The organism is Actinorhabdospora filicis, assembly GCF_030269765.1.
Lineage (GTDB): Bacteria > Actinomycetota > Actinomycetes > Mycobacteriales > Micromonosporaceae > Actinorhabdospora > Actinorhabdospora filicis.
This window is the reverse complement of the sequence record NZ_BSTX01000005.1, coordinates 1-18605: the sequence shown is the minus strand read 5'-3', so window position 1 is coordinate 18605 and position 18605 is coordinate 1. Positions and strand designations below refer to the sequence as shown.

Genomic DNA, 18605 nt, shown 5'->3' with positions numbered 1-18605 from the left:
GTCATGACCGATCACGAGATCACCGCCGACTCCAAGGTGCTGGTCATCTCGGTGGCCGCCAAGATGGCCGGGATGCACCCGCAGACCCTGCGCCAGTACGACCGGCTCGGCCTCGTCGAGGCCGCCCGCACGCCCGGCGGCGGGCGCCGCTACAGCGTCCGCGATGTCGCGCTGCTGCGGGAGATCCAGCGACTGTCCCAAGAGGACGGGGTGAACCTGGCCGGCATCAAGCGGATCATCGCGCTGGAGAACCAGGTCAGCGAGCTCCGCGTGCAGGTCGGCGAGCTGCTGGAGCACCTGGGTGAGGCGCGCCGCCATCTCGACGAGCTGCACGCCCTCGCCGGTCCCTTCGCCATCCGGCGTCCCGGGACCGCGCTGATGCCGTGGCCGCTGCCCCAGCGTTAGGCGCCGGGGATGGCGCCTTCGCGCCGTACCCTCGAAACATGACCCGACCCGCTTGTGGCGAATGCGGCAGTGTCGACGACGAGAACTCCACCCACTGCGCCTGCGGCGCGCGGTTAGCCCGGGCCCCGGAGCGTCCCGAGGGCACGTTCGTGGTTCCGTTCACAGTGGACTGCGCGGCCGCGGTGTCGCGCTGGACCGCGAAACGGTGGATGGCGCCCCGCTCGATCCGGCGCGGCCGACCCGGGCACCGCCGCGCGGATGGCGGAGATCGCCGACTGGCCGGCGAAGAGCGGGCTCGTCTCCGATCCGTCCCGGTTGGACGAACACGTGGTGCTCTGCGCGGGCTGTGGTGAGGCCCTGAGCTGGGAACGGGTGCGCGAGGGCGCGTCCTTCCTGATCCCGTTCGATGTGGACGGACGTCGGGCCGTCGCCGACTGGGTCAAGTCCCGGTGGCTGGCGCCGGAGCCGCTGCGGCGGGGGCCGCACGAGCCGGTCGCGCTGCACGTCCCGGTCTGGTCGGTCTCGGCGCGGACGACCACCCGCTACCGGGGCGAGCGCGGGGTCTGGCACGAGCGGGTCGAGCGGCACACCCAGAACGTCGACGGGCGGGACACCGAGCGCGAGCACACCGTGCGGTCCCGGTCCTGGGCTCCGGTGGGCAGCTCCTTCGACCTGCCCTTCCATGACATCCGGGTCCCGGCGGTCGATCCGGTGACCGCCAAGGTCCTGGCGGAGCTGGGTGAGTGGCCCGACGCGGTGGCTTGATACGTCCTGTGTAGATGGATGGATGATCGCGGAGTTGGTGTCGGTGTCGGCCGAGGAGGCGGTGCGGGTCGCCGAGGCGTGGATGCATCGCGAGTCGGAGGCCAGGGCGCGGGAGCTGATCGGGGGGTGACTCGGTGCGTGTTCGTGAGCGGGACATGCTGGTGAGTTGCTCCTTGGCCAGCCTCGTCGTGCCTCTCCCCCTGCCGCGTCCCATTCCATCCCCGCGCTGATCGGTCGGGTTGCTGCCTGCGGATCTTCCGTCGTTCGGCCTTGGTGACGGTGAACGAGGAACCTGGGGGTGTCAAGACGGTAGAGCGTGTCTTGACACCCCCAGAACCCTCGTTCCAATGACCCGTCAGGCCGCACGCCAGAAGATCCAGCTCTCGAAGGAAAGGTTGTGCGGGGCCTGGTCTGGCGTGGCGGGCAGGTTTGTCGGCTGCGGCTTAGGTCAAGTGCCCTACCCTGCTGCGCATCGCACCCGGGTTGTGACATCGTCCCCGGTTCTCGTCTCGGGCGGGGTTCGCCCATCGCTGGCGTGCCCACTCCGCCAGGACTTCGTCTTGCCCTCACTGCACTGGGCTTCGCGTTGCACCCGGCTTGTTTACCGTCTGCCGCCCTGTCTCGGGCTGGCTTCACCCGTCGTCGGGTGGGTGGCTCGGCCTTGTTTTCGTCTTGCGGGTTGCCTGATGGGGGACGGCCCGGGTTTCTCCGGGCCGTCCCCCACCTATCGGTCCTTCGGGCTTCTCAGACCAGGACGTCTGCGGCGACCTTGTCCCTCTTCAGTAGGACCACGGTGGCGCCCACGATCCAGATGAAGCCGGGGAAGCGGGCGATGGGGAGCAGGTAGGCGGCGGTCTCGGTCATCAGGCTGGCGACCGAGAGGATGCCCGCCACTCCGACGATGGCGCCGAGCACGGTGAGCCAGCTGGGAATGGTGCGGCTCTTGGCGAGGCCGAGGGCGGCTGTGCCGATCATGAGGCCGAGGGCGGCGACGTGGCCGGGGCCGCCCGTCAGGAACGACAGGTCGTGGACGAGGCGGGCGGCGGGGGCGCTGGTGAGTACGTCCGGGCGGACCGCGACCCATTCCAGGAGGGCCGACATGGCCAGCATCAGGGAGGACACCGCGCCGGCGGACTGGACGATCGCGGCGTGGGCGACGTTGTCGCGCTGGCGGAGGCTTTCGGCGAGGCGGGCGCTGAAGACCAGGAGGGCGAGGGCGGAGATGAGCTGGGTGAGGCTCATGATCTGGGCGGCGTCGCTGTTCTTGGACAGCCAGTCCAGGATGACGTCCTGGTCGAGGAAGGGCGAGGGGTAGGCGCCGTCGCCGATGGCCAGGGCGGCGATCATGCCGACGAGGAAGGCCATCACGACGGGGATTCCGGCGAGGATGAGGCTGCGTCCGGTACGCATTGGGGGGCTCCTTGGGTCGCTGTTTATACCCAGAAGCCTTCCGTGAGCAGGGCTTTTCGTCGTCGCACGTGGGCGGTAACCGTGATGGGCACGTGCGGAGTGGGTGGTGGGGTGGGCCTACTCCCGGGAGAGTAGGCCCACCTTGGCTACTGGAGGGCCGACGGGTCCATCCAGAGGACGCTCCACTCGTGGCCGTCGAGGTCGGCGAAGCCGCGGGAGTACATGAAGCCCTGGTCCTGCGGTTCGCCGGTGGCGCGGCCACCGGCGGCGAGGGCCGCGTCGGCGATGCGGTCGACTTCGGCGCGGCTGGCCACGCCGAGGCCGTTCATGATCTCCACGGTCGTCGTGGTGTCGGCGATGGCGCGGGAGGTGAAGGTGCCGAAGAACTCCTCGCGCAGCAGCATCACGACGATGGTGTCGGAGATGACCACGGCGGAGGCGTTCTCGTCGGTGAACTGCGCGTTGATCTCGTAGCCGAGGGCGGTGTAGAAGGCCTTGGCGGCGTCGAGGTCCTTGACCGGCAGGTTCGGGAAGATCATCGTGTCCATGTGCATTGATCCTGGTTCATCCCGGGGACGCGCGCAGGCGTTTCGGCGCGCCCGGATCAGCTCACGCGGACGTCGTCGAGGACCCAGTACCAGTTGTTCACGCCGGTCAGCCGGAAGCCGATCTTCACGTTGGTCGCGCCCGCGGGGACGGGGAGGGTGATGGTCTCGGCGCCGTTGACCGAGTCGGCGGTGTAGGTCCTGGCGACCACGGCCGCGCCGCCGTCCCAGCCGGCCAGGACGTAGCCGCGCTGACCGGCCTCCTGGCGGTACCAGTGGGTGAGGTCGAGGCGCACCGAGGAGCCGGTGACCGCGCGGACCGGTGTCCACAGTGTGGAGTCCCAGGTCTTGCCGGTGGCGTTGGACGTGTCGGCCCACTCGTCGGAGTCGGCCACCGCGATCGTGCCGCGCCCGCGCACGAAGGTCTCGCGGGACTGGCCGCGCTGCGCCGAGGACCAGAAGGCGTCGGAGGCCAGTGACCAGCCGCGCCACTCGGTGACGCCACCGGTGGGCATGGCCGAGTTGTCGCGCGTCCATCCACTGGGGAGGGACGCCGACCAGCCGAGCACCGAGGACGGGATGCTCTCGGCGACCGCCGGTCCCAGCGGCACCGTCTCGAAGGGGTCGGCGGACACGTCGGTGACCGGCCGTCCGTCCAGTGTCGACGGTCGCGGGACGCCGAGGTGCGCCAGCGCGGTGTAGGCCGAGTCCACCAGGCGCGTGGTCTTGGGCGCGGACGCGGCGGTGATGCCGTCGCCGGTGGCGAGGATGAACGTGGATCGCTCGTCGAGGCTGTCGCCGCCGTGGCCGCCGGTGGCGAGGTGGCCGTGGTCGGTGGTGACCATGATCCGCCAGGACTCCGAGGAGCGGGTGACGCGCGCGTTGACCGCGGCGACCAGGCGTCCGACGTAGCCGTCGATGCGCGCGATCTCGGTCAGGTAGGCCTGCGAGCCCGAACCGGAGGAGTGCCCGACGATGTCGAGCTGTCCGAAGTAGACGAAGGACGCGTCGGCGCGGTCGTCGCGCAGGTGCGCCTCGGACCGGGTGGCGATGGTGGCGTCGTGGGTGACGTAGCCGTCCCGGTCGCCGTCCAGGACGAGCTTGCGGTCGATGCCGTCGCCGAGGATGTGGTCGTCGATGGCCTTCCAGTCCAGCGCGGCATAGGTGTCCAGCGCCGGGTTGGCCGCCTCGGCCCGTGAGAGCCAGTCCGGGTGGGAGGCCAGATCGTTGCCGCTGAAGGAGTTGTCGCGCACCTTGTGCTTGTCGGGCCAGACCCCGGTGAGGATCGTCGACCAGCCCGGCCCGGACGAGGTGGCCGCCATCGGCTGCGCGTACAGCAGGCTGCGGCCGTCGACGCCCGTCCGCTGCATCGCCTTCAGGTTGGGCGCGTTGGCGGCGGCGATCTTGGTGGAGAGGAACCCGTCGATGCCGATGACCAGCACCTTCGGTGTCACGGCGGCGGCCTGGGCGGGAACGGGGGTTAAAGCGGCCGCCAGCAAAGCGGCGGACACGGCGAGAGCGCGTCGCATGAGACGTCCCTTCGATTGGTACGGACCTGTTGCGAATCAGTCATTCAAGCGCGTGTGAACACCGGCGCGGCCATATCGGGCGAATCGATGAACACCGGGAGGCCGCCCCGATGTGTCACCTGTCACACCGAATCGCCGTTTCACGCCCTGTTCACCGAATCCGCGACCCGAACGGCCCCGCGACCAGCATCGCGACCCTCGACGGAGGGGACGGGCGGAGAAAAGCTCCGCGCGCCAACACCGGCTCGTAACCCGGTGTTCCTAGGCTGGCGGCGTGTTGGCGAGTGGACCGGTGCGCGATGGCGTGCCCGAGCACGGCAGAGTGCCCAAGTACTACGCGGTCAAGGCACGGCTCCTGGCGTTGATGCCCGAGCTGGGCCCGGACGCCCCCCTGCCCCCCGAACGCGAACTGGCCGCCGACTACGGCGTCAGCCGCGCCACCGTCCGGCAGGCGATCTCGGAACTGGTGCTGGAAGGCCGCCTCGCCGCCCGCCAGGGCCGGGGGACGTTCGTGGCGGCCCCGAAACTGATCCACCCCCTCGACCTGGTCAGCTACACCGAGGCCGTCCGCGCCATGGGCCGCACCCCCAGCCGCATCCTGGTCACCAAGGAGCGCGTCACCGCCGACGCCGGAACCGCCACCGTCCTGGGCGTCGAGGAGGGCACCGACGTCCTCCACCTGGAACGCGTCCTGCTCACCGACGGCGAACCCACCGGCCTGGAATCGACGTACCTGCCGGCGGCCCGCTTCCCGGACCTCCTGGACACCTTCGACCCGGCCGGATCGCTCTACGCCTGCCTCCAGGACGAGCACGGTGTCGTCTTCGCCGAGGCGGAGGACCAGATCGAGACCGCGCTGGCCTCGCCCAGGGAGGCCCACCTGCTCGGCACCAACCCGGCCCTGCCGATGTTGCTGCTGCACCGGGTGTCCTACGACCCGGAAGGCGCGCCGATCGAGCGGGTGAGGACGCTGTACCGGGGCGACCGCATCGGATTCCGGGCGCGGCTGCGGGCGGGCTGAGGAGCTCGTCGCGAAGGCCCGACCTCCGAAGATCACGGTAAGGTAACAGGTCCGAACCTTTTGGAGCCGTTAACCCGCCGCTCACCATTCCCACACGCGCCCGTCCCCCACCCCCTTGAAGCTGGCCACCGTCAGCGAACAAGGGAGCTACATTGCGCATCATCATCGTGGGCGCCGGAGCCCTCGGCACGATGCACGCCTTCGAGGCCGTCGCCCGGGGCCACGAGGTCGTCCATCTGGAACGCGAGCGGGAAGCCCGCGGCGCCTCGGTCCGCAACTTCGGGCTCGTCTGGGTCTCCGGACGCGCCAACGGCACCGAGCTGGAGACCGCGCTGCGGGCCCGCGAGCTGTGGGAGCGCATCGGCAAGGACGTCCCCGGCGTCGGTTTCCGCGCCATCGGCTCGCTCACGGTGTGCCGGACGCCCGCCGAACTCGCCGTGGCCGAGCACGCCACCGCCCACGGCGGCGAGCGCGGCTTCACCCTCCTCGACCCCGAGCGGGCCCGCGCCGTCAACCCGGCCCTGCGCGGCGACTTCACCGCCGCCCTGCACTGCGCCACCGACGCGGCCGTGGAGTCGCGGGTGGCGCTGCCCGCGCTGCGCGAGCACCTGCTGAAGTCGGGCCGCTACACCTTCCTCGCCGGACGCGAAGTCCGCGACGTCAAGGCGGGCGAGGTCCGCGACGACCACGGCGACACCCACACCGGCGACCACGTCGTCCTCACCACCGGCGCCTGGCTGGGCGGCCTCGTCCGCGAGCTCGCCGGTGAGCTGCCGGTCCGGCGCGTGCGGCTGCAGATGATGCAGACCGAGGCGCTCGCCGAGCCGCTGACCACCGCGGTGGCCGACGGCGACAGCTTCCGCTACTACCCCGGCTTCGACTCCCCCGCAAGGGATCGGATGGCGGCGGTGCAGAAGCAGCCGGAGATCGCCGCCGCGCACAAGATGCAGCTGCTCATGGTCCAGCGCCTCGACGGCGGCCTGACCATCGGCGACACCCACGAGTACGACGAGCCCTTCGCCTTCGACGTCGTCGAGGAGCCCTACGACCACCTGGCCGCCACGGCCGAGGCGATCCTGGGCCGCCCGCTGCCGCGCGTCCGCCGCCGCTGGGCCGGGGTGTACGCGCAGACCCTGGCCACCGGCGAGATCGTGCACCGCCAGTCCATCGCGGACGGCGTCCTGCTGGTCACCGGACCGGGCGGGCGCGGCATGACCTGCTCGCCCGCGATCGCCGAGACCAGCGCGGAGGCCCTGGGATGGTAGAGCTCGCCGTACTCGACATGGCCGGGACCACCGTCGCCGACGACGGGCTGGTCGAGGCCGCCTTCCTGGAGGCCGTCGCCGGACGGTCCGATGTGGACGAGATGCTCGTCCACGTCCGCGCCACCATGGGCGAATCGAAGATCACCGTCTTCCGGCACCTCTTCGGCGGTGACGAGGACGCCGCGCAGGCCGCGAACCTGCGCTTCGAGGTGGCCTACGCGGGCCACCTCGGCGCGGTGACGGCGATCCCGGGCGCGGCCGAGACGATCACCGCGCTGCGCTCGGCGGGCGTCAAGGTCGCGCTGACCACCGGCTTCTCCCGGCCCACCGCCGACGCGATCCTGTCCGCGCTGGACTGGACCGGCCTGGCCGACCTCAGTCTCGTCCCGGCCGAGGCCGGGCGCGGGCGCCCCTTCCCCGACCTGGTGCTCACCGCCGTCCTGCGGCTGGGCGCCACCGACCTGCGGCAGGTCGTCACCTGCGGCGACACCACATACGACGTGCTCACCGGGCTGCGGGCGGGGGCGGGGACCGTCACCGCCGTCACCACCGGCGCGCACGACGCCACCGCGCTGAGCGCGGCCGGCGCCCACCACGTCCTCTCCTCCGTCACCGCACTTCCCTCCCTCGTTCTCTAGGAGACCCCGATGCGCAGACGCGCACTCCTTTCCGTGGCCGCCCTCGTTCCCCTCGCCGCGCTGACCGCCTGCGGCGGCACCGGCGCCGCCGAGTCCTCCGGCGACAAGACCGTCACCGTCTACTCCGTGGACGGCCTCGCCGACTGGTACACCCCGCAGTTCGCCGAGTTCACCAAGCAGACCGGGATCGCCGTCCAGCTCGTGGAATCGGGCTCCGGTGAGGTCGTCTCCCGCCTGGCGCAGGAGAAGGCGAGCACGCAGGCCGACGTGGCCGTCACACTGCCGCCATACATCCAGAAGGCGGCCGGGGACGGGCTGCTGGCCGATTACAAGGTTCCCGGCTCGGAGCTGACCACCGGTGGCGCGGCCAACTACACGCCCCTGGTGAACAACTACCTGTGCTTCATCTACAACCCGGAGAAGGCCGGTACGGCACCGTCCACGTGGGACGATCTGCTCGACCCGCGCTTCAAGGGCAAGCTCCAGTACTCCACGCCCGGTCAGGCCGGGGACGGCACGGCGGTGCTGATCCAGCTCCAGCACGTGCTGGGCAAGGAGGGCGCGCTGGCCTACCTGAAGAAGCTGGAGGCCAATAACGTCGGCCCGTCCTCCTCGACCGGCAAGCTCCAGCCGAAGGTGTCCAAGGGCGAGATCCTGGTGGCCAACGGCGATGTGCAGATGAACCTGGCGTCCAAGAACAACGACGGCTCGGCCTTCGACCTGTTCTTCCCCGCCGACGCCACCGGCAAGCGCTCCACCTTCGCCCTGCCGTACTACATGGGCCTGGTCAACAACGCGCCCCACGGTGACAACGGCAAGAAGCTCATGGAGTTCCTGCTGGGCACGCAGGCCCAGTCGCAGGTCTCCGCGCAGGCCTTCGGGATCCCGGCCCGCAGCGACGTGAAGGCCACCGACGCCAACGCGGTGACCGTGCAGAAGGTCATGGAGGGCGTCGAGGTCTGGCAGCCCGACTGGAGCGCGATCATCGCCGCCATGGACGCCGACATCGCCGCCTACCAGTCCGCGGTGGGCAAGTCTTGACCGCGATCGGCCTGTCGGACGTCACCGTCCACTACGGACGGACCGAGGCGCTGTCCCGGTTCTCCCTCGACGTCGCCGTCGGGGAGACCGTGGCGCTCCTCGGCCCGTCCGGGTCGGGGAAGTCCACCGCGCTCAAGGCGGTCGCCGGGTTCCTGCGCCCCACCTCCGGGACGATCCGCCTGGACGGCCGCGACGTCACCGCCCTCCCGCCGCACAGGCGCGGGGTGGGCGTGGTCGTCCAGCAGTACGCGCTGTTCCCGCACATGAAGGTGGCCGAGAACGTCGCCTTCGGCCTGGCCGGAATCCCTCGCGCGCAACGCAAGGAGCGCGTGGCGGAGGTCCTGGCGATGGTCGGCATGTCCGCCTACGCCGCCCGCCGCCCCCGGGAGCTGTCCGGCGGGCAGCAGCAGCGTGTGGCCATCGCCCGCGCGCTGGCCAACCGGCCGCGCGTGCTGCTGCTGGACGAGCCGCTCTCGGCGCTGGACGCCGCCCTGCGCGCCGACATGCTCGGCGAGCTCCAGCGGCTCAAGCGCGAGCTGCCCGAGACGGCGATCCTCTACGTCACCCACGATCAGGGCGAGGCGCTGGCGCTGGCCGACCGGATCGCGGTCATGAAGGACGCCCGCCTGGTCGACGAGGCGGCCACCGCCGAGCTGTACCACCGTCCGCCGTCGGCTTTCACCGCGTCGTTCCTGGGCGCGGCGAACCTGATCCCGGGGTCCATCGTGGACGGCCGTGTCGCGGTCGGGGACGGCGCGGGCTACGTGTGCGTGCGCCCGCACGCCGTCGGCGTGGCCGCGCCCGGTAGCGGGCTGGCGGCGACGGTGACGGGCGTCCAGTGGCGGGGCGCGACCTACCGCGTCACCCTCGCGCTGTCCGATGTGGAGGCGGAAGTCCGCGCGGACGTCGCCTCGCTCGACGGGCTGCCCGGCGTCGGCGAGCCCGCCTCGGTCGTCCTGCCCGCCACCGGGCTGACGGTGGTCCCCCGTGACTAGGCGCGCCTGGTGGCTGGCGCCGCCGTTGCTGCTGGTCGCGGGCTTCTTCCTGTACCCGCTGTACTTCGTGGTCCGCGAGTCGCTGACCGGCGACGCGTGGTCGCGGGTGGCCTCCTCGGGCCGGTTCCTGGACGCCCTGGGCACCACCGTGATGGTCTCGCTGGCCGCGACCGCCGGATGCGTCGTCCTGGGCACGTTCCTGGCGCTGGTGCTGGCCTTCACGCCGTTTCCCGGCGCGGGCCTGGTGACGCGGCTGGTGGACACGCTGCTGGCGTTCCCGTCGTTCCTGATCGCGCTGGCCTTCACGTTCCTCTACGGCTCGGCCGGGATCGTCAACGCGGCCGCCGGGCGCGAGGTCATGGGCGGGTTCCTGTACTCGCCGTGGTGCGTGATCGCCGCCGAGATCACCTTCTACACGCCGTTCGTGATGCGGCCGCTGCTGGCGTCCTTCAAGCACTTCCCGCGCGAGCAGCTGGACGTGGCGGCGTCCCTGGGCGCGCGGCCGTGGCGGGTGTTCCGCCGGGTCGTGCTGCCCGAGGCCTGGCCCGCGCTGGGCGCGGGGGCGTCCCTGACGTTGCTGCTCACCCTCAACGAGTTCGGGATCGTGCTGTTCATCGGCGCCAAGGACGTGGAGACCCTGCCGATGCTGGTGCACTCCTTCGGCGTGGTCACCTTCGACCTCCCCGCGGCCTGCGTGGTCGCCGTCATCGAGGTCGCCCTGTCGCTGTCGCTGTACGCGGTCTACCGCCGCGCCTTCGGTGGAGGTCGCTGATGCTGGTCTGGTCCCGGGGCGGGCGCGTTCTACTGTGGACGATATTCGCGCTGGTCTTCGTGCCGGTCGTGCTGGCGCCGCTGGCGGTGCTCGTGCTGGCCGCCTTCGCCGCCGACTGGAACGGCGTCCTGCCCGGCGCCTACACCGGCGCGCACTTCGGCGAGGCCCTGTCCGGCGAGGAGATCTCCAGCCTCTCGGTGAGCCTCCAGACGGCGTTCCTGGCCGGGACGGCCGCCGTGCTCACCGGCACGTGGGGCGCGCTGGCCGTCCGCGCCGCTCCCCGCGCCCTGCGGCGGATCGCCGACGCCGTCCTGCACCTGCCCGTCGCGGTGCCCTCGGTGGTCGTCGGGCTCGGGCTGCTCACCGCCTTCAGCCGCCCGCCGATCGCGCTGAACGGCACCATGTGGCTGGTCGTCATCGCGCACTTCGTGCTGGTGCTGGCCTTCGCCTACTCGACCGTCTCGGCCGCCCTCGACCGCACCGACCCGGCCTTCGCGCTGGTCGCCGGCTCGCTGGGCGCGTCCCCGTGGCGGGTGCTGTGGCGCGTGCGGGTCCCGATGCTGCTGCCCTCGATCGCGGCCGCCGCCTCGCTGTCGCTGGCCCTGTCGATGGGCGAGGTCGGCGCCACGATCATGGTCTACCCCGCGTCCTGGCGGCCCCTGTCGGTCACCGTGTTCACCCTCACCGACCGCGGCCGGGTCTTCCTGGCCTCGGCCGAGACCGTCGTCCTGCTCGTGGTGACGGTGGTGATCCTGGCCGGGCTGGCCGTGGCGACGCGCCGGGGTGCGGCGAAACAACGCTGACACGACCCGCGGGTATCGTCGCGGCGGTGATCACCCGACTCACCCCCTCTGAAGTGCGCCTGCACGCCCCCGCGCTGGGCGAGGTGCTCGCCGACGCGGTGGGCGGCGGCTCGTCCGTCGGCTTCGTCGCGCCGCTGTCGGCCGAGGCGGCCACCGCGTTCTGGGCGGAGTCCGAGGGCCTGGACGTGTGGGCGGCCTGGGACGGCGACCGGCCGGTCGGCACCATCGCCCTCGCCCGCGCCACCACCGCCAACGGCGCGCACCGGGCCGAGGTCCGCAAGCTCATCGTCCACCGCGACGCCCGCGGGCGCGGCCTGGCGCGTTCCCTGCTGAAGGCGGTAGAGGAGCATTCCCGTCATACCGGGGTGAGATTGTTGGTCCTGGACACCGAGACCGGCAGCCCCGCCGAGCGGCTCTACGCGTCCGAGGGGTGGACGCGCGTGGGCGAGATCCCCGGCTTCGCGCTCTCGGCCTCGGGCGTCCCGTCCGCCACCACGGTCTTCTTCAAGGAGCTCGCATGAGGGTCCTGAGCGCCGACTGCGCCCAGTGTTTCGGGCTGTGCTGCACCGCGCCGGCCTTCCAGAAGTCGGCCGACTTCGCCATCGACAAGCCCGCGAACAAGCCCTGCCCGAACCTGCTCACCGACTCCCGCTGCGGCATCCACGCCAAGCTGCGCGACTCCGGTTTCCGCGGCTGCACCGTCTACGACTGCTTCGGCGCCGGGCAGCGGCTGGCGCAGGAGACCTTCGGCGGCCGCGACTGGCGCACCGACCCGTTCCGGCGGATGCTCAAGGCCTTCCCGGTGATGCGGGACCTGCACGAACTCCTGTGGTACCTGCGCGAGGCCCTCGCCGCGGCGCCCACGCTGCGCGAGGAGATCGAGGCCGCCTACGAGACGACGGACGCCCTGGCGTCCGGCACGCCCGAGCAACTGTCGCAAGTGGACGTCAACGCCGAGCGGGACCGGGTCAACGCGATCCTGCGCCGGGCCTCGGCCGTCGCGCGCGGTGGTGGCCAGGACCTGGCCGGGTCCCAGTTCTTCGGCTCCGACCTGCGCGACGCGAAACTGGTGGGCGCGTCCCTGCGCGGCGGCGTCCTCATCGCCGCCGACCTGCGTGGCGCCGACCTGACCCGCGCCGATCTGACCGGCGCCGACCTGCGCGACGCCGACCTGCGCGGCGCGAACCTGTCCGGCGCGCTGTTCTGCACCCAGGCGCAACTCGACTCCGCGCGCGGCGACGGCCGCACGAGGCTTCCCAAAGGGCGCACCCGCCCGGGACACTGGGCGTAGTTTCCGCCCAGCCGTCCGTAAGGAGCCTCAGTGGAGCATTCGGCAGACCTCGACCGTTTCCTCGCCCGCCGCTTCCAGACCTACGACAGAGACGGTGACGGACACATCCAGCGCGAGGACTTCACCGGCTCGGCCGAGGCCATGGCCGCCGAGTTCGGTCTCGCCGAGGACGACCCCCGCCGCGTCCGCCTGCTGAACCTCGTCACCCGCCTGTGGGGGCACCTGTCCACCGTCGCCGACACCGACTTCGACGGCCAGATCAGCCTGGAGGAGTACCGCGACGCCTTCGCCCTCGGCCTCCTGGAGACCCCCGAGACCTTCGAGGCCGGGTACGTGCCCTTCCTCGACACGATCCTGGAGATCGCCGACACCGACGAGGACGGCCGCATCGACAAGCGCGAACACCTCCGCTGGACCGGCGCGCTGATGGGCATCGCCCCCGACATCGCCGGCGGCGTCTTCGACCACCTCGACGCCGACGACGACGGATACGTCGGGCGCGGCGAGATCCTCGCGGCGATCCGCGCCTGCTACTTCGACGACGGGCCGGACTCGGCGCGCCACTGGATGCTCGGGCCGCTGGAGTAGCGGCCGCGCGGGCGAGGCCGCCAATGGCCTCGCCCGGGCCCCTCCCCGGTGTGACCCGTCCGACACCTACCCGACCGATCGGTCGGAAACTTGTACGCTCACCCCATGACCCCGTCCGAGGCCACCGACGGCCGCCGCGCGCGCGGCGACCGCACGCGCGCCGCCGTCCTCGACACGGCGGTCGCGATGGCGTCGGTGGACGGCCTCAACGGCATCACCCTCGGGCGGCTGGCCGCCGCGCACGGCGTCAGCAAGTCCGGCCTGTTCGCGCACTGGACCGGCAAGGAGGACCTCCAGCTCGCCATCGTCGAACGCGCCGCCGACCAGTGGACCGAGCTGGTCATCGTCCCCGCCATGGCCGCGCCCGCCGGGGTCCGGCGGCTGTACATGCTCCACGAGCACCGGATGTCCTTCTACGACCGGCGCGTGCTGCCCGGCGGGTGCTTCTTCGCCACCGCCGCGCACGAGTTCGACGACCACCCCGGGCCGGTCCGCGACGCCGTGTTCGGCGCCCTGCGCGCCTGGCTGCGCAAGCTGCGCGCCACCGCGACCGAGGCCGTGGAACTGGGCGAGCTGCGCGAGGACACCGACGTCAAGCAGCTGGCCTTCGAGATCCAGGCGATCGGCGTGGCGGTGGTGACCCACTCGCGGCTGCTCGCCTCGACCTCCGCCTACGAGTACTCGCGCCGGGCGGTCCGCGACCGCCTGCGCGCCCTGTCGCCGACCCCGCACCTCCTCGACCAGTTCGGAGAACAGCCGTGACCACCACCGTCCCCGGCGTCATTGAGACCGCCGAAGTCCACTTCGACGACTTCGATCCAATGGGGATCGTCCACAATGCCCGGTACGGGATCCTCGTGGAGCGCGCCCTCATGAAGTACTGGATCCGCCACGGCTGGTCCTTCGACCCGGGCCGCTCCAAGCTCGGCGACGCCACCCTCGCCGTCCGCGAGGTCTCCATCACCTACCACGTCCCGATCTTCGAGGCCGGGACCGTGGACGTGCACTTCTGGATCGACAAGCTCGGCAGCAGCAGCGTCGTCTACGGCTTCCGCGTCCTGTCGCCCGACCACACCGTCGTGCACGCCGAGGGACGCCGCGTCCAGGTCGCCATCGACCGCGAGACGGGACGCCCGAAGGCCCTGTCGGACCTGCTGCGCAAGGCCGCCGAGCCGCTGCTGGTCAGTTCGCCGCCCGCGTCCTGACGTATTCGTCCAGGATCAGCGTCAGCTCGGTGCTCTCCAGCGCGGCCTCCAGCACGTCCCCGTCGGCGCCTTCGAAGACGACGACGGGGCACGCGGTCTCGGGCCCGTACTCGCGGGTCTCGACGCCGAGCAGCTCACCGGTGCGCGCCACGCGCATCGTGATCGTCCACCGCATCCCCCACAGGGCACGGGTTTCGGCGCCGGAGTAGCGGCAGGTCTTCAGGAACGCGGTCCGCTCGCCGCTCACGCACGCCACGAGCTGGGTGACGCCGAGGCGCCCGGCGAGCCATTCGGCGGGCACGTCGGAGGGCCGCGGGGCGCCCTTTTCGCTGATGTAGACGGGGTGGACGCCGTCGCCGTCGTACCCGGCGGCCTCCGGCAGCCCGGGACCGCCCGCGCACAGTCCATTGAGGTCGGACAGCTGATGTTCCGGGTAGCTGACCCCGGGCCCGGAACCGGCCGAGCCCTCCGGCGCCTGGCGTTCGCGCGGCCCGAAACCGGCCCAGGCGACCAGGGTGACGGCGAGGGCGAAGACGCCGGTGATCAGCGTCCGGCGCAGGATCGGCGTGGTGGCGGGCTTGCCCGACTCCAGCGTGCGGGTCAGCGTCGCGGCGCCGGTGTAGTCCTCGTAGCGGACCAGGAAGGGCGTGCCGTCCTCGTCGGTGAAGGCGAACAGCCTGCGCCCGTTCTCCACGGGGAACGTGATCGCCTCCCACGGGACGGCGTGCGCGCCGCGGCCGATGAGCAGCCCGCCGTCGGCGACCGCGATCGCCTGGGCCTGCGCGCGTTTGGAGCGCGGCGCGATCAACAGCAGCCACAGCAACGGAAGCGCGGCCACGACGAAGGCGATGACGGCCGCCGGCCGCTGGTCGTTGAAGTGGAGGACGAGCCCGGCGACCCCGGCCAGGATCGCCAGTCCGCCCGCGGCCTCGGCGTAGCCGCGATGCACGGGCCGGTGGATGCGACGCACGTGACCGAAGCCGTGCGTCTGGGCCAGCAGGACCAGGTGTGCGCGCTTCACCCCGCCCTCCTTTCAATGGAAGTGTTCCATTGTGGACCGGTTCCGGCAACCGTGCGCCGACCGGCCGATCACCCTACTTCGACGAGCCGCTGTCCCAGTTCGGTTCGCGCGTAGAGGACGTAGCGCCCGGAGCGGTGTCCCTGGACGAGCCCGGCGTCCCGCAACGCCGTGAGGTGCTGCGACGCGCCGCCCGCGGTCAGGCCCAGCCGGCCCGCCAGCTCACCGGTCGCCGCCGGTTCGTCGAGTGTGGACAGCAGTTGCGCGCGCGAGCGTCCCAGCAGCCGCTCCAGAGCCTTGGCCACATCCCGGTTCTCCTTCGCCCACAGCAGGCCGATGCCCCGCGGCCCGTACCGGACCGTCGGCTGCCACGGCGGCGAAGAGACCGAGAACACCGACGGCGCCACGAACGCGCTGGGCGTGAGCAGGATGCCCATGCCGCGCGCCTCGGCGTCCCGCTCGACGAACTTGTGGTCGATGCGCAGCCTTTCGCCGTCCCACGAGATCGCCGGATCGAGGTCGGCGAACAGCCGCCGCACCCCGCCCTCGGCGAGCAGCCGAGCGCGATGCCGGATGTCGGACTCCAGCAGCGACTTGACGCGTCCCCAGTACGGCGCCAGCGCGGTGTCCCAGTACGCGCGGATCGAGGCGACCAGTTCCGCCAGCCCCGCCACCGGGTCCGCGTACAGCGCGTCGAGACGCGCCGAACGCGGCCCCTCCATCATGTCCAAGCCGATCCGCACCCGCTCCGGGCTCGTCGCGGCGACCGTGGCCAGCTCGGTGTCCAGGTCCGGCGCCGAAGAAGTCGGCGGCGGCGCCAGGAACGCCGGCAGGATCCTCGCCGGCACCGGCACCAGGTCATTGAGCAACCGCAGGTCCAGCCCCGGCAGCCTCGGCGCGACCGCCTCGATCCACGGCCGGTGCGGCGACCCCGCCGCCGGCAGCTTCAGCACCCGCACGCTCGCCACGACCTCCCACAGCGGCGAATGCGCGAACCGGACGAAGTCCAGGTCGCGACTCGTGAGCGTCAAGGTCAGCATCCACCGACGGTAGCGGCAACCGGGTAACCTCGGGGACCCGCCGGAGGAGGAACACCATGGGTGACGTGCTGGACAAACTGGTCGCGACACAGCCCACACCACCCCTGTACATCGTGATCGTCACCGCCGTCCTCGCCCTCGGCGTCGTCATCTGGCGGCCCCTCTGGAAACCCGCCCGCAACATCGTCACCATCGCCCACGAAGGCGGCCACGCCCTCATCGCGCTGCTGACCGGACGCCGGCTCCACGGCATCCGCCTGCACTCCGACACCTCCGGCCTGACCATGACCTACGGCAGCCAGCGCGGCCCCTCGGCGGTCTTCACCCTCATGGCCGGCTACATGGCCCCCGCGCTCATCGGCCTCGGCGCCTCGTTCCTGATCTCCCAGGGCCTCATCGTCATGCTCCTCTGGGCGATCCTCGCCCTCCTGGTCGCGATGGCCCTCTTCATCCGCAACGTCTACGGCTGGATCGCCATGATCCTCACCGCCTTCGCCGTCTTCGCCCTCGTCTGGTGGGCCCCCGCCAACGTCCAGACCGCCATCGCCTACGGCGGCGCCTGGTTCCTGCTCGTCGGCTCCGTCCGCCCCGTCGCCGAAACCTGGACCCACCGCCGCAGGCCGGGAGTGGAACGCACCACCGACCCCGACCAGCTCGCGGGCATCACGAAGATCCCGGCGGTGGTGTGGATCGGGATGTTCTACCTGGTGACGCTGGGGAGCCTGGTGCTGGGGGCGAAGAACTTGATCGGGTTCAGTTTTCCGGGGTGAGGGACGGGCTCAGTTCTCGTCGTCGAGCCAGGACGGCGGTGCGTTGTCCTCGGCGCTCAAGCGGTCGTACTCCTCGGAGTACTCCTCGTCGGCGGCCAGATCCGCGTCAGAGGGAACACGCCAGGAGTACGGCGTCATGACCGTGAGCATGTCGGCGATCGCCTCGGCGATGTCCACCGGCACCAGGCCGCCCTGATTCGCGGCGGTGAGGAAGCGCCGGTCCTCCAGACGGCTGTCCAGGAGGATGTCGGCACCCCAGCCGAAGAGCCCGACGCGCATGCCGAGAAAGTCGGCGACGTAGGCGTCGATGATCTCGTACTTCCCCTCGGCGAACCTGACGTTCAGGGCCGCCGATACCGCCTCGCACACCTCCTCGGCGGACGCGGACGTGGTGGTGCGGACGGAGAACTCTAGAACCTTCTTCACGCTGGACGCTCTCATCCTCACTGTGGGCTCTTGCGGAGCACGATCTTGGACTCCCCGATGCCCTTGACGCCGGGGAAGGCGTCGCCGAGCTCCGCGGCGACCCGGTCACTGACCTGGAGGAGCTCGGGCGCGTCGATCGGGTCGCCCGCGATCCAGGACTTGCCCCATCCGCGCTTCCTGGTCTTGATCCGTTCGAACTCCTCGGCGTGCACCACGTACATGTCGACGTCGAAGTCCTTCGGATCGTAGTGCGTCTTGCCCTTGTGCTTGCCACGCCAGCCGGTGACCATGCTGCCCTTGTACTGCACGGGCTGTCCCTTGTACGAGTACTTTCCGACGATCGCCTGGATCTTCGCCTTCTTCTGCTCGAAGTCGGCTTTCCAGATCTCCTGCCCCTGTGCGGTGAAGACGCGCTCGATCTCATGGGGGGCGAGATCGGTGATGCCGGTCTTGGCCGCCCACTTGGTGAGGTTCTGGAGAGCCTCCTGCGCCTCGGAGGTCATGCCGCGCACCTTGGTGAGCTTGTCTTCGGTGCGGACCGAGGAGATGCCGCCGGTGGGTTCCCTTGGCGGGAACCACTGTTTGTAGATCGACCGGAATCGCATCACGTTGATGTGCAGAAACTCCTCGACCCAGGGAAGCACGTTCTCCTGGAAGCGCTTCTTGACATCCGGGTCTTCGATCGACTCCATGTAGACGCGGAAGTTGTCGATGCGAACGTGCGCCTTGCTGAATTTGTTGATGAGATCGTCGGGAAGGTCGGAGGCCATGACGACCTTGGCGTCATCGGTCTCCGGCTTGAACGTAAGGGTGTGCGGCGCACCGGCCATCTGGAAGGACACCTTGACGACCGGGTTCTCCGCCTTCTGGGCGGCCTTGTCGTCCTTGGCGTCGCCGGGTTTGCCGTCCTTCTTCTTGCCGAACTTGTCCTTGAGTTTGGCCCAGATCTTTTTGCCGAAGCCGACGATTTTGCCGACGACCCAGTCGACGGCTTTCATGACGGGTTTGGAGAGTGCCTGGAAGAACTTCTTGACCTTGTCGGCGATCCCGCCGACCCCGAGGAGTGCGGCGAGGAACC

General features: G+C 70.9%; 22 protein-coding genes. 15 read left to right on the top strand and 7 right to left on the bottom strand.

Features of this window, described 5'->3' with window-relative positions; genetic code table 11:
• Positions 1-3: 3 nt before the first annotated feature.
• Complete coding sequence (locus QSK10_RS29135; RefSeq protein ID WP_285666485.1) at positions 4-405, top strand: heat shock protein transcriptional repressor HspR; 402 nt, start codon at positions 4-6, stop codon at positions 403-405.
• Positions 406-663: 258 nt separating this feature from the next.
• Positions 664-1170: a hypothetical protein gene (locus QSK10_RS29130; RefSeq protein ID WP_285666484.1), complete on the top strand. Its 507-nt coding sequence runs from the start codon at positions 664-666 to the stop codon at positions 1168-1170.
• 744 nt (positions 1171-1914) lie between these two features.
• Here QSK10_RS29130 and QSK10_RS29125 read toward each other — a convergent pair.
• The 3 genes from QSK10_RS29125 to QSK10_RS29115 all read right to left on the bottom strand — a co-directional run bounded on the left by QSK10_RS29125 (position 1915) and on the right by QSK10_RS29115 (position 4654).
• Complete coding sequence (locus tag QSK10_RS29125; protein ID WP_285666482.1) at positions 1915-2580, bottom strand: hypothetical protein; 666 nt, start codon at positions 2578-2580, stop codon at positions 1915-1917.
• 146 nt (positions 2581-2726) lie between these two features.
• Positions 2727-3128, bottom strand: a complete 402-nt coding sequence (locus tag QSK10_RS29120) for a VOC family protein (RefSeq protein WP_285666480.1) — start codon at positions 3126-3128, stop codon at positions 2727-2729.
• Positions 3129-3184: 56 nt separating this feature from the next.
• Positions 3185-4654, bottom strand: a complete 1470-nt coding sequence (locus tag QSK10_RS29115; protein WP_285666479.1) for an alkaline phosphatase family protein — start codon at positions 4652-4654, stop codon at positions 3185-3187.
• Between the two features lie 304 nt (positions 4655-4958).
• Between QSK10_RS29115 and QSK10_RS29110 the strand changes: the two genes are divergently transcribed.
• The 12 genes from QSK10_RS29110 (at position 4959) to QSK10_RS29055 (ending at position 14273) form a co-directional block, all read left to right on the top strand.
• Entirely contained in the window at positions 4959-5675 is a 717-nt protein-coding gene (locus QSK10_RS29110) for a GntR family transcriptional regulator (RefSeq protein ID WP_285666896.1), read from the top strand.
• A gap of 152 nt (positions 5676-5827) precedes the next feature.
• Positions 5828-6940 (top strand): TIGR03364 family FAD-dependent oxidoreductase, encoded by a 1113-nt coding sequence (locus tag QSK10_RS29105; RefSeq protein WP_285666478.1) that lies wholly within the window; start codon positions 5828-5830, stop codon positions 6938-6940.
• The gene (locus tag QSK10_RS29100; RefSeq protein ID WP_285666476.1) at positions 6934-7578 is read left to right on the top strand and encodes an HAD family hydrolase; all 645 of its coding nucleotides are present in this window, start codon (positions 6934-6936) and stop codon (positions 7576-7578) included. The genes QSK10_RS29105 and QSK10_RS29100 overlap by 7 nt, the downstream gene beginning before the upstream one ends.
• A gap of 9 nt (positions 7579-7587) precedes the next feature.
• On the top strand, positions 7588-8619 hold the full coding sequence (locus QSK10_RS29095; protein WP_285666474.1) for a 2-aminoethylphosphonate ABC transporter substrate-binding protein: 1032 nt from the start codon (positions 7588-7590) through the stop codon (positions 8617-8619).
• A complete protein-coding gene (locus QSK10_RS29090; RefSeq protein WP_285666472.1) occupies positions 8616-9614 on the top strand; it encodes an ABC transporter ATP-binding protein in 999 nt (332 codons plus the stop codon). The genes QSK10_RS29095 and QSK10_RS29090 overlap by 4 nt, the downstream gene beginning before the upstream one ends.
• Positions 9607-10386, top strand: a complete 780-nt coding sequence (locus tag QSK10_RS29085; RefSeq protein ID WP_285666470.1) for a 2-aminoethylphosphonate ABC transporter permease subunit — start codon at positions 9607-9609, stop codon at positions 10384-10386. Before QSK10_RS29090 ends, QSK10_RS29085 begins: the two co-directional genes overlap by 8 nt.
• Positions 10386-11189: an ABC transporter permease subunit gene (locus QSK10_RS29080; protein ID WP_285666469.1), complete on the top strand. Its 804-nt coding sequence runs from the start codon at positions 10386-10388 to the stop codon at positions 11187-11189. The genes QSK10_RS29085 and QSK10_RS29080 overlap by 1 nt, the downstream gene beginning before the upstream one ends.
• 26 nt (positions 11190-11215) lie before the next feature.
• Positions 11216-11710: a GNAT family N-acetyltransferase gene (locus QSK10_RS29075; protein ID WP_285666467.1), complete on the top strand. Its 495-nt coding sequence runs from the start codon at positions 11216-11218 to the stop codon at positions 11708-11710.
• Positions 11707-12480 (top strand): pentapeptide repeat-containing protein, encoded by a 774-nt coding sequence (locus QSK10_RS29070; protein ID WP_285666466.1) that lies wholly within the window; start codon positions 11707-11709, stop codon positions 12478-12480. The genes QSK10_RS29075 and QSK10_RS29070 overlap by 4 nt, the downstream gene beginning before the upstream one ends.
• A 30-nt stretch (positions 12481-12510) precedes the next feature.
• Positions 12511-13068, top strand: coding sequence for an EF-hand domain-containing protein (locus QSK10_RS29065; protein ID WP_285666465.1), 558 nt, complete (start codon positions 12511-12513; stop codon positions 13066-13068).
• 105 nt (positions 13069-13173) lie between these two features.
• The gene (locus QSK10_RS29060) at positions 13174-13830 is read left to right on the top strand and encodes a TetR/AcrR family transcriptional regulator (protein WP_285666464.1); all 657 of its coding nucleotides are present in this window, start codon (positions 13174-13176) and stop codon (positions 13828-13830) included.
• Positions 13827-14273 (top strand): acyl-CoA thioesterase, encoded by a 447-nt coding sequence (locus QSK10_RS29055; RefSeq protein ID WP_285666463.1) that lies wholly within the window; start codon positions 13827-13829, stop codon positions 14271-14273. The genes QSK10_RS29060 and QSK10_RS29055 overlap by 4 nt, the downstream gene beginning before the upstream one ends.
• On the opposite strand, the gene QSK10_RS29050 is transcribed toward QSK10_RS29055, so the two are convergent.
• Positions 14251-15294, bottom strand: coding sequence for a hypothetical protein (locus QSK10_RS29050; protein WP_285666462.1), 1044 nt, complete (start codon positions 15292-15294; stop codon positions 14251-14253). The two genes, QSK10_RS29055 and QSK10_RS29050, sit on opposite strands and share 23 nt — an antisense overlap.
• 68 nt (positions 15295-15362) lie before the next feature.
• The gene (locus QSK10_RS29045) at positions 15363-16331 is read right to left on the bottom strand and encodes an ArsR/SmtB family transcription factor (protein WP_285666461.1); all 969 of its coding nucleotides are present in this window, start codon (positions 16329-16331) and stop codon (positions 15363-15365) included.
• A gap of 56 nt (positions 16332-16387) precedes the next feature.
• On the opposite strand from QSK10_RS29045, the gene QSK10_RS29040 reads away from it, so the two are divergent.
• Positions 16388-17101, top strand: coding sequence for a M50 family metallopeptidase (locus QSK10_RS29040; protein ID WP_285666460.1), 714 nt, complete (start codon positions 16388-16390; stop codon positions 17099-17101).
• 9 nt (positions 17102-17110) lie between these two features.
• Here QSK10_RS29040 and QSK10_RS29035 read toward each other — a convergent pair whose 3' ends face one another.
• Together QSK10_RS29035 and QSK10_RS29030 are read right to left on the bottom strand one after the other, a co-directional pair.
• Positions 17111-17527, bottom strand: coding sequence for a hypothetical protein (locus tag QSK10_RS29035; protein WP_285666459.1), 417 nt, complete (start codon positions 17525-17527; stop codon positions 17111-17113).
• Positions 17528-17544: 17 nt separating this feature from the next.
• Positions 17545-18605, bottom strand: a 1061-nt coding sequence (locus QSK10_RS29030) for a hypothetical protein (RefSeq protein WP_285666457.1), incomplete at its 5' end; no start/stop codon positions are given.